The sequence below is a fragment of the Microbacterium sp. MYb64 genome (genome assembly GCF_002979495.1).
Taxonomy (GTDB): domain Bacteria; phylum Actinomycetota; class Actinomycetes; order Actinomycetales; family Microbacteriaceae; genus Microbacterium; species Microbacterium azadirachtae_A.
Window position 1 is genome coordinate 47,997 of record NZ_PCOW01000004.1, and the last position, 13,684, is coordinate 61,680.

Annotated in this window: 12 protein-coding genes; 7 read left to right on the top strand and 5 right to left on the bottom strand. The window is 69.7% G+C overall.

Features of this window, described 5'->3' with window-relative positions; translation table 11 throughout:
- Nucleotides 1-83 precede the first annotated feature (83 nt).
- The gene (locus tag CQ044_RS05390; protein ID WP_105687408.1) at nt 84-1,886 is read left to right on the top strand and encodes an acyl-CoA dehydrogenase; all 1,803 of its coding nucleotides are present in this window, start codon (nt 84-86) and stop codon (nt 1,884-1,886) included.
- A 9-nt stretch (nt 1,887-1,895) separates the two neighbouring features.
- Complete coding sequence (locus CQ044_RS05395; protein WP_105687410.1) at nt 1,896-3,098, top strand: acetyl-CoA C-acyltransferase; 1,203 nt, start codon at nt 1,896-1,898, stop codon at nt 3,096-3,098.
- Between the two features lie 46 nt (nt 3,099-3,144).
- Here CQ044_RS05395 and CQ044_RS05400 read toward each other — a convergent pair whose 3' ends face one another.
- Nucleotides 3,145-3,729, bottom strand: coding sequence for a QsdR family transcriptional regulator (locus tag CQ044_RS05400; protein WP_181158186.1), 585 nt, complete (start codon nt 3,727-3,729; stop codon nt 3,145-3,147).
- Between the two features lie 115 nt (nt 3,730-3,844).
- Between CQ044_RS05400 and CQ044_RS05405 the strand changes: the two genes are divergently transcribed.
- From CQ044_RS05405 to CQ044_RS05425, 5 genes are all read left to right on the top strand, one after another.
- On the top strand, nt 3,845-4,906 hold the full coding sequence (locus tag CQ044_RS05405) for a Gfo/Idh/MocA family protein (protein WP_181158187.1): 1,062 nt from the start codon (nt 3,845-3,847) through the stop codon (nt 4,904-4,906).
- A gap of 103 nt (nt 4,907-5,009) precedes the next feature.
- Entirely contained in the window at nt 5,010-6,587 is a 1,578-nt protein-coding gene (locus CQ044_RS05410; protein WP_181158188.1) for a family 20 glycosylhydrolase, read from the top strand.
- Nucleotides 6,588-6,625: 38 nt separating this feature from the next.
- Nucleotides 6,626-8,218 carry an AMP-binding protein gene (locus tag CQ044_RS05415; protein ID WP_105687417.1) on the top strand — a complete coding sequence of 531 codons (1,593 nt, stop codon included), beginning with the start codon at nt 6,626-6,628 and terminating at the stop codon, nt 8,216-8,218.
- Nucleotides 8,219-8,221: 3 nt separating this feature from the next.
- Nucleotides 8,222-9,328, top strand: a complete 1,107-nt coding sequence (locus CQ044_RS05420; RefSeq protein WP_146116742.1) for a PfkB family carbohydrate kinase — start codon at nt 8,222-8,224, stop codon at nt 9,326-9,328.
- Between the two features lie 103 nt (nt 9,329-9,431).
- Entirely contained in the window at nt 9,432-10,016 is a 585-nt protein-coding gene (locus CQ044_RS05425; protein WP_105687420.1) for a TetR/AcrR family transcriptional regulator, read from the top strand.
- 39 nt (nt 10,017-10,055) lie between these two features.
- Here CQ044_RS05425 and CQ044_RS05430 read toward each other — a convergent pair whose 3' ends face one another.
- The 4 genes from CQ044_RS05430 to fabG are packed head-to-tail and all read right to left on the bottom strand — an operon-like array spanning nt 10,056 to nt 13,526.
- On the bottom strand, nt 10,056-11,264 hold the full coding sequence (locus tag CQ044_RS05430; RefSeq protein ID WP_105687422.1) for an acyl-CoA dehydrogenase family protein: 1,209 nt from the start codon (nt 11,262-11,264) through the stop codon (nt 10,056-10,058).
- On the bottom strand, nt 11,264-12,328 hold the full coding sequence (locus tag CQ044_RS05435) for a phosphotransferase family protein (protein ID WP_105687423.1): 1,065 nt from the start codon (nt 12,326-12,328) through the stop codon (nt 11,264-11,266). The genes CQ044_RS05430 and CQ044_RS05435 overlap by 1 nt, the downstream gene beginning before the upstream one ends.
- Nucleotides 12,325-12,768, bottom strand: coding sequence for a MaoC family dehydratase (locus tag CQ044_RS05440; RefSeq protein WP_308736919.1), 444 nt, complete (start codon nt 12,766-12,768; stop codon nt 12,325-12,327). The genes CQ044_RS05435 and CQ044_RS05440 overlap by 4 nt, the downstream gene beginning before the upstream one ends.
- An 8-nt stretch (nt 12,769-12,776) precedes the next feature.
- Nucleotides 12,777-13,526: a 3-oxoacyl-ACP reductase FabG gene (gene fabG / locus CQ044_RS05445; RefSeq protein ID WP_105687426.1), complete on the bottom strand. Its 750-nt coding sequence runs from the start codon at nt 13,524-13,526 to the stop codon at nt 12,777-12,779.
- Nucleotides 13,527-13,684 lie beyond the last annotated feature (158 nt).

Genomic DNA, 13,684 nt, shown 5'->3' on the forward strand with positions numbered 1-13,684 from the left:
TCCGGGATTCCGCAGAGGCTGCGATCGAGCTAGAGTACAGAGATGCAACATATTTAGAAACGTTGCACAACGGATGGGAGCCCATGGTGGCATCGCAGGTGATCTCGCGGCGGGACGTCGAGTTTCTGCTCTACGAGTGGCTCGACGTGGTCTCACTCGTCGATCGGCCGCGCTTCTCCGATCACGACCGCTCGACCTTCGACGGCGTGATCGACATGGCAGAGACCATGGCCGTCCAGACCTTCGCCCCGATCAACCGGCTGCTCGATGAGACGGAGCCGCGGGTGGGGGAGTCCGGTCGGGTGGAGCAGCCCGCCGAATTGTCCGCTGCGCTCAAGGTGTTCGCGGAGTCGGGGCTGACGGCGAGCACTTTCGACATCGCGCACGGCGGCGCGCAGCTTCCCGCCGTCGTGCGCGCGGCGTGCGCGGTCTTCCTCCAGGCAGCGTCGATCTCCGCCTACGCCTACCCGTTCCTCTCCGAGGCGAACGCGAACCTCCTCGTCGCCTTCGGGACACCGGAGCAGATCCGCCTGTTCGCACATCCGATCATCGAAGGGCGCTGGTACGGGACGATGTGCCTGTCCGAGCCGCAGGCGGGGTCGGCGCTGAACGACATCGCCACCGCCGCGGTCGCGGGGCCGGACGGTTCGTATCGGCTGCGCGGCACGAAGATGTGGATCTCCGGTGGCGATCACGAGCTGGCCGAGAACATCGTCCACCTCGTCCTCGCGAAGACCGAGCGACCGGACGGGGCCGGTGCGGACCTTTCGCTGTTCGCGGTGCCGCGGTACCTCGTCGCGGCGGACGGCTCGCTCGGGGAGCGCAACGACGTGGCCCTCGCGGGGCTCAATCACAAGATGGGATACCGGGGGACGGTCAACACCGTCCTCTCGTTCGGGGAGGGGGCGTGGACGCCGGGCGGCGCGCCCGGCGCCGTCGGTCACCTCGTAGGGGAAGAGGGGCGCGGCCTCGAGTACATGTTCCACATGATGGACGAGGCGCGTATCGGAGTGGGCTCCGGCGCGGTCGCGCTGGGGTACACGGGCTATCTGCGCGCCCTCGACTATGCGCGGGAGCGCACCCAGGGGCGCAGGCTCGGCGGCCAGGCGGACGAGCCAGGGTCGGTGCCGATCAGCGAGCACCCTGACGTGCGGCGGATGCTGCTCGCGCAGAAGTCCTATGCCGAGGGAGGCCTCGCGCTCATCCTCTACTGCGCCCGACTGGTGGACGAGGAGCGCGCCGGGGGTGATGCGACGGAGTGCGCGCAGGCGGCGGCGCTGCTGAGGCTGCTCACGCCCATCGCCAAGTCCTGGCCCTCGCAGTGGTGCCTCAAGGGGAACGATCTCGCCATTCAGGTCCACGGCGGCTACGGGTACACCAGGGATTTCCCCGTGGAGCAGCTGTACCGGGACAACAGGCTCAACCCGATCCACGAGGGGACCCACGGGATCCAGGCACTCGACCTCCTCGGCCGTCGCGTGCACCGCAACGACGGCGCCGACCTGCATCTTCTCATCGGCCGGATGCTGGCGACCTGCCGACGCGGCCTGGCCGGAGGGGGAGTGGAGGGGGAGCACGCCGCCGCCGTGGAGCGGTGGGCGCTCGAGCTCGAGCGCGTCACCCAGGCGCTCTCACAGGTCGGCGATCGTGTCGAGGCCCTGGCGAACGCCGCCTACTACCTCGACGCCTTCGGGCACATCGTCGTCGCCTGGCTCTGGCTCGAGCAGGAGCTGGTGGCGAAAGGGCGCGTCGGCGGATTCTACGACGGGAAGCGCTGGGCAGCGCGCTATTTCTTCCGCTACGAGCTCCCGGCGATCGAGCCCTGGCTTCGGCTGGTCGAGCAGCGGGACCGCACGACGATCGATCTCGACCCCGCCACGATCTGAGGAGCCGTCATGTCTGAAGAAGCAGTGATCGTCAGTGTCGCACGCACCCCCATCGGCCGCGCCTATCGAGGTTCCCTGAGGGACACCAGCGCCCCGCACCTCGCGGCCCATGCGATCTCGAGTGCCGTTTCGCGGGCGGGGATCGACGCGGCGGAGGTCGGCGATGTCGTGCTGGGCTCTGCGTTGCAGCAGGGCACGTCAGGATTCAATGTCGGAAGGCAGGCGGCACTCCGGGCTGGCATGCCGGACACGGTCCCCGGTATGAGCGTCGACCGGCAGTGCGCATCGGGGCTCATGGCGCTGAACATGGTCGCTGGGCGCATCGCGATGGGAGAGATCGGCGTCGGCGTCGCGGGCGGCGTGGAGTCGATCTCGCTGGTGCAGAACCCGCATCAGAACACCTACCGGGCCCGCGACGGCTGGTTGGAGCACGAGGTGCCCGACCTGTACCTCCCGATGCTGCACACGGCCGAGATCGTGGCGGAGCGCTATGGCGTGACCAGGGAGGCGCAGGATCTGTACGCGCTCGAGTCGCAGTCGCGCACCGCGGCCGCACAGGCCGCGGGGCGGTTCGACGCGGAGATCGTGCCGATCTCAGCGGTGATGTCGATCACGGATCCGGAGTCCGGGGACCTGCGCGACCGCGAGGTCGTGCTGGGGCGTGACGAGGGCAATCGGCCCGGAACGGAACTCGACGCGCTTTCGAGACTCGTGCCGGTACTGCCGGACGGTGTCGCGAGCGCGCGCTCGACGGTCACGGCCGGGAATGCGAGCCAGCTCTCGGACGGTGCGGCGGCACTCGTCGTCATGTCGGCGGCGGAGGCGGAGCGACGGGGTCTGGAGCCCTGGGGGCGCTACCGCGGGAGCGTCGTGACCGGATGCGCTCCAGGGGAGATGGGCATCGGACCGATCGCCGCGGTGGAGACCCTGCTGGCCAGGCACGGCCTCCGGGTCGACGACATCGACCTGTGGGAGCTGAACGAGGCGTTCGCCTCGCAGGCGGTCTACTGCCGTGACCGCCTGGGCATCGACCCGGCGCGGTTCAACGTCGACGGCGGGGCGATCTCGATCGGGCACCCGTATGGGATGTCCGGTGCGCGGATGGTCGCTCACGCTCTCGTGGAGGGACGCCGCCGTGCCGCGCGTCGCGCGGTCGTCACCATGTGCATCGGGGGCGGGATGGGGGCGGCAGCGCTCTTGGACCTCGCCTGAAGCTGCGCGGAGACTCCGTCGACGCACAGCTCCTTCGACGTGCAGCTCAGTCGACGTGCATCAGGGCACCCACGGCGTCGCTCACCATCGCGGCGTCGGGCGGATCGCCGGTGATCGTGTCGGTGTAGACGAAGGATTCGATGATGCGGACGACGATGTAGGCGAGCGGGCGGGACTCCATCGAGTGCTGGAGCCTGCCGGCGCGTCGCTCGGTCTCGATCAGCTCCTCGAACGCGGTCACGATGTGCGCCTGCACCGCGCTCGCCTTCGAGGTGAGCAGGCGCAGCGCGCGGTCGGACTCGCGGCGCAGGTAGGCCTGGAAGAAGGCCGAGCCCAGGACGCCGTCGGCGTACCGGCGGGCGACGTCCCTGATCCTCGTCGCGCCCTCCGAGGTCGTCTGCGCCTCGGCGGCCCGGATCGCCGGCTCTGCGAGCGATATCAGGATCATCGCGAGCAGGTGGTCCCTGTTGCCGATCCAGCGGAACAGCGTGGAACGGTCGACGTCCATGTCCGCCGCGAGATCCTGCATGTCGATGCGGTCGCCGGCCATGAACTGCCGCCGTGCCCGCAGGAACGCGCGCTCCGCTCCTTCGCGATTCCCCGCCGCCGCGAGCGATGCCGGAATGGTCATAGGCACGAGTGTAAACGGCGGTGACGGTTGCCTTCCTGACGACATGCATGCAACGATATCAATTATGTTGCACAACGTCGCCGCGCGGCGACGTCACGATCGTGTGAGGAGAGCGATGTCGCCCTACCGGCTCGGCCTGATCGGCCACGGCACCTGGCCGTCGATGTTCACCCTCCCCGGCGTGCGGGCGAACGAGGGCGTGGAGCTCGTGGCCGTGGCAGGGCGCCGGCTCGACGGTGCGCGCGAGTTCGCGTCGCTCTGGGAGATCCCCGACGCGTACGACGACATCGACGCCATGCTGGACGCCGCAGCACTGGACGGGGTGGTGATCGCGAGCCCTCCGGCGGCCCACCCGTATGCCGTCCGTGCCGCCGCCGCCCGCGGGGTCGACCTCTTGTGCGAGAAGCCGATCGCGCTCGACAGCGTCCTCAGCGCCGCGACCACCGCGGCTGCCGAACCCGTGAACGCTCTCGTCGGCTTCACGGCGCGCTGGCTTCCCCGGGTGCGGCAGTTCCGTGATCTGGTGCGGAGCGGGCGGATCGGACGATTGCTGCATGCAGACGTCGACTACGTGCACACGTCGGCGTCCTCCCCCGATGCGCCGTGGTCCTGGCGGTTCGACCGCACCGCCGAGCCGTACGGAGTGCTGAGCGACCTCGGACCCCATGCTCTGGATCTGGTGCGCTGGACGGTGGGCGAGCCGCGCAGGATCCGCGCGCAGGGAGAGATCCGGATCGGCGAGCGCCGCGCCGAGGGCGGGACCCTCATGGCCGTCGAGAACTTCGACGCGGTCCAGGCCGAGATCGAGTGCGTCGATGGCGCCACCGCCCGTATCGCCGTCAGCAGGGTCGAGCCGTCGGCGACGGCGCGCATGTCGGTGACGGCGTACGGAGATGGGGGCGTCGCGCATGTCGACTTCGTCGCCGCCGAACGGTGCTGGCTCCGGGCGCACGAAGATGACCGCATCGTGCGCTGGGCAGAGCCCGACGACTTCCGCTCCCAGCTGCGGGCCGCCGCGGCCGGCCAGATCTCCGACCTCGTCGCGATGCGGCGGGAGGAGCGGCGTCGTGGCGATCTTCCCGAGATGATCGACGGCCATCGGGTCCAGGTGCTTATAGACGCAACGGCCCTGTCGGTCGCCCATGGCGGTCCGATCGTCCTGGAGCCCCATGTCTGATCCGAATCCCGTGCTCTGCGGGTTCCGCACACCCGAACCCGGCCGTCCCGGCGTCGTCGCGCCTGAAGCCGTTCCCCCGGCCCTGAATCAAGAAGGAGCACGCATGCTCATCCCCGCGCCCGTCCACATCTCCGGGCACCGGGGGTGCCTGCTCGTCCGGGACGGGGATCGCATCCAGGCGCCGCCGGGACTCGCCGACCAGGTCGACGCGTTCATCGCCGACCTCGCGGCGGACGGCGGCCCGGCGCTCGTGAAGGAAGGATCGGGGCGTGCGGCGATCACCGTTCACATCGGCGCGCCGATGGACGTCGCACGCGCGGTGCCGGCAGCCGTCGGCATCGATCCGACGGGTCGTACGGCGACGGATGCGCGGTACGCGCTGCGGGTCGCTCCGGATGGCATCGCAATCCGTGCCGCCGACCCCGCAGGCGTGAGCCATGCTTTCGCGACTCTCCGCCAGCTCGTGGCCGGTGCCCCGATCGATGCCGAGGGATGTCGGGAAGTCGCGGGGGTGCGCATCGTGGACGGCCCGCGGCTGGCGTGGCGGGCTTTTCTGCTCGACGTCGCCCGGTGCTACTACACGCTCGACGAGATCTTCGCGATCGTTGACGTGATCGCTCTCTACAAGCTGAATGTGCTCCAGCTTCATCTTGCCGACAACGAGGCGTGGCGGATCGAGATGCCGGGCTATGCGGCGCTGACAGCGGGCGGGGAGCCCTTCTACTCGCGCGCCGAGATGGAGCGGTTGCGCGACTACTGCGCGGCGCGGGGGATCACCCTCCTCCTCGAGATCGATCTTCCGGGCCACTGCATCGCGCTCCTGCGCGCGTACCCCGAATGGGGGAGGATCGAAGAACGTCAGGGACGGTTCGTGGGCCAGGTGGACCCAGGCAGTCCCGAGCTGTGGGTCTTCGTCGAGGCCGTGCTGAGGGAGCTGTCCGACATCGCCGGCTCGCCGCACGTGGGCCTCTGCTGCGACGAGGCTTTCCGCATGGATCCGGCCGTCTACTCCTCTTTCGTGCGCCGCGTGAGCCATGTCGCCCGCGCGCGCGGGGTGAGTCTCGTCCTCGCCCAGGAAGCGACGCGAGCCGTGCTGGAACCCGGATCCATCGTGGAGTTGTGGATCGACTTCGTCGGCCCGGGAGGAGACCTCGAGAAGCTCGAGCGCCTCGCTGCGGCGGGCGAACCGCTCCCGCACGACATGCCCCCTGCGACGCTGCCGTTCTACCGGGTCGCGGCGGGCGACGTGCAGCGCGCGGTCGCGCAGGGCTGTCGCGTCGTGCTGGCCCCCACCCGTGTCGCCTACCTGGACACGCCCTACGCGGACGTCTCGCTGGACGCCGATCAGGAGGGCCGTCGAGGTGCTCTCGGTCTGCCGGTCTACTCGGCGCGCTCAGTGCAGGAGTTCTACGAGTGGGAGCCGGAGACCATCATCCCCGGCCTCGACGGGGCAAGCGTCGCAGGGGTGAAGGCCGCGATGTGGGCCGACACCGTGTCCGATGCGGCGACGATGCGACTCCTCTCCGTCACGCGGATCCCCGGCTTCGCGGAGCGGGCCTGGTCTCCTCGGGAAAGCGGCGCCTGGGAGGACTTCGCCCCCCGCCTCGGCGCGCAGAGCCGCATCTGGGATCGGCGGGCCCTGGGCTACTTCCGGGCGGCAACCGTCCCCTGGGCCCTGTGATCCAGCAAGGCAAAGAAAGCAAGAAGGAGAGAAGAGCCATGTTCCACAGCCGATTCCCTGACCTCGAGATCCCAGACCTCACGGTCTACGAGTATCTGTTCGCCGACCTCACCGACGACGACCTGGGCAGAGTGGCCCTGATCGACGCGGCGTCCGGCGCCGAGACGACCTACGGCTCGCTCCGAGCGCAGGTGGACGCCTTCGCCGGCGCGCTCGCCGCGCGCCGCGCGGGCATCGGCACGGTCGTCGCGATGCTGTGCCCGAACATCCCGGCGTTCGCCGCGGTGTTCCACGGCAGCCTCCGCGCCGGGACGACCGTGACCACGCTGAACTCGCTCTACACGGCAGAGGAGATCGAGAAGCAACTGACCGATGCCGGTGCGACGTGGCTGATCACCGTCGGACGGCTCCTTCCGCAGGCCGAGGCCGCGGCGGCCCGTTGCGGGATCCCACCCGAGCGCCTCATCGTGATCGACGGTGCAGCCGGCCATCCGGATCTCGGCAGTCTGCTCTCCGAGAACGCTGCGCCGCCCGTCATCGCGATCGACCCCGCCACCCATGTGGCCGTGCTGCCGTACTCGTCCGGTACGACCGGAGCGCCCAAGGGCGTCATGCTCAGCCACCGCAACCTCGTGGCGAACGTCGAGCAGTGCCAGGTGGGGACGGCGCTGGCGGGAGCGGATCGCCTGCTGGCGGTCCTCCCGTTCTTCCACATCTACGGGATGACGGTGCTTCTGAACCTCGCCCTCCGGCGGAGGGCGACCCTGGTGACGATGCCGAAGTTCGACCTCGTCGAGTTCCTCACCAGCATCCAACGGCATGGCTGCACGTACCTCTGCGTCGCCCCGCCGATCGCGGTCGCGCTCGCGAAGCATCCGATCGTCGACGAATTCGACCTCTCGACGGTGCGCACCGTCTTCTCCGGGGCCGCGCCGCTGGACGGCGAGACGGCAGGGCTCGTCGGACGGCGAATCGACGCGCGCGTCTACCAGGGGTACGGGATGAGCGAGCTCAGCCCGGCGTCGCACACCATTCCGTCCGACTCCGAGGGCGTCCCGGTCAGTTCGGTCGGCTACGCGCTGCCGAACGTCGTCTGCAAGCTCGTCGACATCGACACGGGGGAGGAGATCACCGAGTTCGAAGCCGATGGGCTCACCCGCCCGGGGGAGCTGTGGGTGAAGGGGCCGAACGTCATGCTCGGCTATCTCAACCGCCCCGACGCCACGGCCGAGACCATCGATGCGGACGGTTTCCTCCACACCGGCGACGTGGCGACCTATAGCGGGGAGGGCTGGTTCTCGATCGTCGACCGGGTCAAGGAGCTCATCAAGTACAAGGGCTACCAGATCGCGCCGGCCGAGCTCGAGGCTCTGCTGCTGAGGCATCCCGGAGTGCTCGACGCCGCCGTCGTGGGAGTGCTCGACGACGACAAGCAGGAGATCCCCAAGGCCTTCGTCGTCGCCGCGCCCGGAGCGGGGCTCACGGTGGAGGAGGTCATGTCCTTCGTCGCCGGGAACGTCGCCCCGCACAAGAAGGTGCGCCGCGTGGAGTTCATCGATTCGATCCCGAAGTCGAGCGCGGGCAAGATCCTGCGCAAAGACCTGCGCAGCCGTGCGGTTTCGGGATCCTGAGCCATGAGTCCGATTCCTGGGGCGGCCTTGGCCGCTCTCGACGCCCATCTCGGCGCACCGCCGCGCGCGATCTCGGCGGGTATGGGCTTCGACGGCTTCGTCGACACGATCTACCGGGTCGAGCGCGGTGGCGGCGAGCGGTTCGAGAGCAGCAAGGACCTCGCCGCGTTCCTCGCCTCCGCGTCGGGACAGAACCACTCCCTCGGGCTCACCTTCGTCGCGAGAGCGCTGGGCGGCAACATGCCGCTCTTCGCCCGTGCCCTCGCGCATCTCGGCGCCGAGGTGACCGGCGTCGGGATGGTGGGGAAGGCGGGGACCCATCCTCTCTTCGCCTCGGAACCGGGCGTGCGCTGGGTGGGCTTCGAGGAGCCGGTCGAGACCATCGCCCTGGAGTTCGAGAACGGCAAGCTCTTCCTGGCCGACACCGGAGTGCTGGAAGAGGTCGGCTGGGAATCGGTCGTCGATCGCGTCGATGCGCCGACGATGCGCGCCGCGTTCACCGGGAAGGATGTCGTGGCCCTCACCAACTGGGGCGAGATGCGCCACGCGACCGCGATCTGGCACAGGCTGATCGAAGGGATCCTCCGGGAGCCCGGAGCCGCCCCCGGGCTGCTGGTGATCGACCTCGCCGACGGGACACGCCGTTCGCAGGCCGAGACAGAGGAGCTCTTCGACTTCCTCGCGGCGATCCCTCGCGCGATGCGCGTCGTGCTCATCATGAACGAGGGCGAGGCGCGACTCGTGCATCGGCGCTCCGGGGCGCCCGGCGACGCGGATTCCTGCTCCCTGGATGTTCTCGGGACGGGATTGCTGGCTCGGCTCGGAGTGCACGAGGTCGTGGTCCGGAACGCATGGACCAGCGGGGCGTGGTCGGAGGACCAGGGCAGCGCCCGGATGCCGACCCTCCACACGGCGACGCCCCTGGTCCGCACCGGGGCCGGGGACAACTTCAATGCCGGATACGCGTTCGCCCGCGCCCAGGGATGGGCTCTGGACGCCGCGCTGGCGCTCGGCGTCGCGACGGCCGGCATGTACGTGCGGACAGGAACGAGCTCGTCGTTCGAGGACGTCGTGCGCCTTCTTCGTGATGTCGAGGCCGAGCCGGAGTAGGTGCGCGGCAGGAGCGGTCGACGCACGGACGAGCGTCCCTCCGCGGCCGCGGCCGCGGTCGTGTCTCGGCGGCCGCGGTCCTGTTTCGGCGGATGATGAGTGGATGAAGGATTCTCACGTCGCCGACGACGTCGCCAAGGCGGCCGTCGAGCTGTTCGCGCTCCAGGGGTACGCCACCACCAGCGTGCAGCAGATCGTCGAGGCGGCGGGAGTCACCAAAGGGGCCCTGTATCACTACTTCCAATCGAAGGACGACCTTCTGTTCGGCATCTACGACGGGCTCCTGTCGTTGCAGAGGTCTCGCCTGGACGAGATCATCGACCGTGGCGGTCCGACCGACGCGGTACTCCGCGCGGCATGCGTCGACGTGCTGGAGACGACCATCGATCACCTGGCGGAGGCGGCGGTCTTCTTCCGCAGCATGCACCTTCTCAGCGCGCCGAGACAGCAGGAGGTCACCCGACGCCGTCGCGCGTACCACGATCGGTTCGCCGCACTGATCGTGCGGGGGCAGGCCGAGTCACGCTATCGGGAGGACATCCCGGTGGCGGTGCTGGTCGCCCACTTCTTCAGCGACGTGCACTACCTCTCCCAGTGGTACTCGCCGGACGGCCCGGAGGAGCCGGGCCTCGTCGCGGCGCAACTCGCCGACCTGTTCCTCGCGAGCCTGCGCCGGCCGGGCGGCTGATCCGTCGCCCAGGCCGGTGTGCGCAGGTCTCGGACGGCATCAGCGATTCAGCTCCGCGCGGCCGAGACGGGCCAGGTGCACGTCGTCGGGGCCGTCGGCGATGCGCAGGGATCGGACGCCGGCGAAGAGCTCGGCGAGCGGGGTGTCGCCGGAGAGGCCTGCTGCCCCGAACAGTTGGATCGTCCGGTCGACGATCTGCTGAACGGCCCGCGGCACGGCGATCTTGATGGACTGTATCTCCGTCATCGCTTGCCGCGCGCCGACCTCGTCCATCAGCCACGCTGTCTTCAGGACCAGTAACCGCAGCGATTCCAGTTGTATCCGCGACTCGGCCGCGAGCTCCTGCACGACGCCCTGCTCCGCGAGGAGTCGTCCGAACGCTCGGCGGGTGCTCGCGCGTTCGCGGAGCAGCGACAGCGCGCGTTCGCCCATCCCCAGCGCCCGCATGCAGTGATGGATGCGGCCAGGACCGAGGCGGGCCTGGGCGATCGCGAAACCGTCCCCCTCCGCGCCGATGAGGTTGGACGCCGGCACGCGCACTCCGTCGAAGACGATCTCGGCGTGGCCGCCGTGATCGCGATCGTCGAAGCCGAGCACCGTGAGAGGACGCACGACACGTACGCCCGGCGCATCGCGCGGCACCAGGATCATCGACTGCTGATGATGCCGGTCGGCGTTCGGATCCGTCTTCCCCATCACGATGAAGACGGCGGCGTCCGGGTTCATCGCGCCGGTCGACCACCACTTGCGGCCCGTCACCACGTATCCGTCGCCATCGGGACGGATACGCGTCTCGATGTTGGTGGCATCCGAGGACGCGACCTCGGGTTCCGTCATGCAGAACGACGAGCGGATCTCGGCGCGCAGCAGCGGCTCGAGCCACTCCGCCTGCTGAGCCGGTGTGCCGAACTCGCGGAGCAGCTCCATGTTGCCGGTGTCGGGGGCGGCGCAGTTGAAGGCGATCGGGGCCAGTCGCGGGCTCCAGCCCGTCACCTCCGCGACGGGCGCGTACTGGAGGTTCGTCAGCCCGGAGTCCTCGGTGCCGTGCGGGGGGAGGAAGAGATTCCACAGCCCGCGCGAGCGCGCCTCGGCCTGCAGCTCCCGGACGATCGGGGGAGTGCCCCAGCCGTCCTGGAACTCCTTGAGATGCCGCTCCAACTCAGGCTCGGCGGGGATCACCCGATCGTGCAGGAACGCGCGCGCGCGCTCGGTGAACTCGTCGGCGCGCGCGTCCGGTGCGAAATCCATCAGTACTCCTCGAGGCCGTGGCGGGCGATCGGCTCCACGATGGCGCCGACCTGGTCGAATCCCGCGCCGACGGTGCCGCCGGTGCGGAAGCGGAAATGGATGCCCTCGAGGATCACAGCCAGCTTGTACGCCCCGAAGGCGCGGTACCACCGCAGATCGGGGAGAGGCATCCGGGTCTGCTCCGCGTAGGCGTCCGCCACCTCGTCGAAGAGCAGGTACCCCACGCGAGGATCGACGGCGCTCGGCACGACGTCCGCGACGCCGCCGGGCATGCGCCCGATGTCCCAGTAGACCGCCAGCATCCCCAGATCCACGAGCGGGTCGCCCAGCGTCGCCATCTCCCAGTCGAGGATCGCCGAGATCCGTGGCACGTCGCCGTCATCGACGACCAGGGCGTTGTCGAGTCGATAGTCGCCGTGCACGATGCCGGCCCTGGACGCCGCAGGCAGACCCCGGGAGAGCGCGAGCTGCAGCTCATCGAGGGCCGGCGTGCTCCGCGACCGCGACGACTCGAGCTGCCTCTGCCACGTCGACAGCTGCCGGACGAGGTAGCCCTCCGGCCGACCGAAGCCGCCGAGCCCGACGCTCTCCGGATCGATGGCGTGCAGGTCGGCAAGGCGGTGGGCGAGGTCGAGACTCAGCGCACGCAGCCCTCCGGCCGAGTACGGCGCGTTCTGCGCCGACGTGGTGAGCACCTGGCCCGGCACCCGTTCCATGAGGAGGAAGATCGTGCCCGTCACCCTCTCCCGGACGCGGTCGTCATCGACGTCGATGACACGGGGCACCGGGACGGCGGAGTCGGCGAGGGCCGAGAGCACGCGGTGCTCGCGCCGCATGTCGTGGGCGCTGGACAGCACATGACCGAGCGGCGGACGGCGGAGCACGAGGGGGATGTGCGCGCCGTCGATCGCGTAGGTGAGGTTGCTCTTGCCTCCGGCGATGATCGTCGCGCTCAAGGGTCGATGCATCAGCTCGGGATGAGTCTCGGCGAGCCACGAGGTCAGGCCTGCGACGTCGAGTCCCGGCGTTCCCTGCTCGTCCCACCCCTCCACGCGCGTGCTCATGCGGGGACGAAGAGCGCGACGGTGTCGGCGATGAGGGCGGGACGCGTGCGGCCGGCGATCTCGACCGTTGTGGTGAGCGATGCCCTGATGCCCTGTGGTGTCGTCGTCGCGCCGGTCAGCTCGGTGGTCGCGCGCACGCGTGAGCCGCTGGGCACGGGCTCGAGGAACCGCACCCTGTCGAGGCCGTAGTTGATGGCCATCGCCGTGCTGTCCACCACGAGGAGGCCGGCGGTGAGTCGGGTCAGCAGGGAGAGCGTCAGGTACCCGTGCGCGATCGTCGTGCCGAACGGGCCGGCGGCCGCGCGGGTCTCGTCGAGGTGGATCCACTGCCAGTCCTCGGTGGCGTCGGCGAACGCCCGGATCCGGTCCTGATCGACGAGGAACCACTCGCCTGTCGCGCTCTCGCCGATCCTCTCGAGGAGCACGGTCGGGGATTCCACGGAGATCGTCATGCGCGCGGGCCGCCGGCGACGTAGAGCGCCTGGCCGGAGACGAAGCCCGTGTCGGATGCGCAGAAGTACGACACCGCCGCCGCGACGTCCTCGGGTTCTCCGGGCCGGCCGACGGGGATCTCGGCGGCGCCGCGCGCGACGAATTCGTCGAAACCGATGCCGATCCGCTGGGCGGTGGCGCGGGTCATGTCGGTGACGATGAACCCCGGCGCGACCGCGTTGACCGTGATGCCGTAGCGCCCGAGCTCGATCGCGAGTGTCTTCGTGAACCCCTGCACGCCCGCCTTCGCTGCGGCGTAGTTCGCCTGGCCCCGGTTGCCCAGCGCAGAGGTGGACGAGAGGTTGACGATACGTCCCCACTGCGCCTCGACCTGGTGAGACTGCACAGCCCGGGACATCAGGAAGGCCCCCCGCAGGTGCACCGAGAGCACGGTGTCCCAGTCATCCTCGGTCATCTTGAACAGCAGGTTGTCGCGGAGGACTCCTGCGTTGTTGACGAGGATCGTGGGCGGCCCGAGCGTGTCGACGATCCGGTCGACGGCGGACGTCACCGCGGTGGCGTCGGCCACATCCGCGCCCACGCCGATCGCCTGTCCTCCCTCGGCACGGATGTCGCGGACCGTCTCCGCGCAGGCGCTCTCGTCGAGGTCGAGGACGGCGACCGCATGGCCTTCTCGCGCGAGTCGCCGCGCGGTGGCGGCGCCGATCCCGCGGGCGGCGCCGGTGACGATGGCGGTTCGGTTCATGGAGATTCCCTTCAACGCTGGAGTGGGCTCATCGAGCGGATGGGCGCCTCCGGAGCGAAGCGGATGGCGCCGACATGCATGCTCGATGGGGCAAGCATACCGACCGCGCGGTATGTTTCCGTTCCGGACGCGGAGGGAGCACTCGGAAACCCGCAGAG

Bases quoted from the DNA above. Each gene is read 5' to 3' on its own strand.
- CQ044_RS05435 (WP_105687423.1), bottom strand. From the start codon at position 12,328: ATGAGCACGCGCGTGGAGGGGTGGGACGAGCAGGGAACGCCGGGACTC.
- CQ044_RS05430 (WP_105687422.1), bottom strand. From the start codon at position 11,264: ATGGATTTCGCACCGGACGCGCGCGCCGACGAGTTCACCGAGCGCGCG.
- CQ044_RS05415 (WP_105687417.1), top strand. From the start codon at position 6,626: ATGTTCCACAGCCGATTCCCTGACCTCGAGATCCCAGACCTCACGGTC.
- CQ044_RS05395 (WP_105687410.1), top strand. From the start codon at position 1,896: ATGTCTGAAGAAGCAGTGATCGTCAGTGTCGCACGCACCCCCATCGGC.
- CQ044_RS05410 (WP_181158188.1), top strand. From the start codon at position 5,010: ATGCTCATCCCCGCGCCCGTCCACATCTCCGGGCACCGGGGGTGCCTG.
- CQ044_RS05390 (WP_105687408.1), top strand. From the start codon at position 84: ATGGTGGCATCGCAGGTGATCTCGCGGCGGGACGTCGAGTTTCTGCTC.
- CQ044_RS05420 (WP_146116742.1), top strand. From the start codon at position 8,222: ATGAGTCCGATTCCTGGGGCGGCCTTGGCCGCTCTCGACGCCCATCTC.
- CQ044_RS05425 (WP_105687420.1), top strand. From the start codon at position 9,432: ATGAAGGATTCTCACGTCGCCGACGACGTCGCCAAGGCGGCCGTCGAG.
- fabG (WP_105687426.1), bottom strand. From the start codon at position 13,526: ATGAACCGAACCGCCATCGTCACCGGCGCCGCCCGCGGGATCGGCGCC.
- CQ044_RS05400 (WP_181158186.1), bottom strand. From the start codon at position 3,729: ATGACCATTCCGGCATCGCTCGCGGCGGCGGGGAATCGCGAAGGAGCG.
- CQ044_RS05405 (WP_181158187.1), top strand. From the start codon at position 3,845: ATGTCGCCCTACCGGCTCGGCCTGATCGGCCACGGCACCTGGCCGTCG.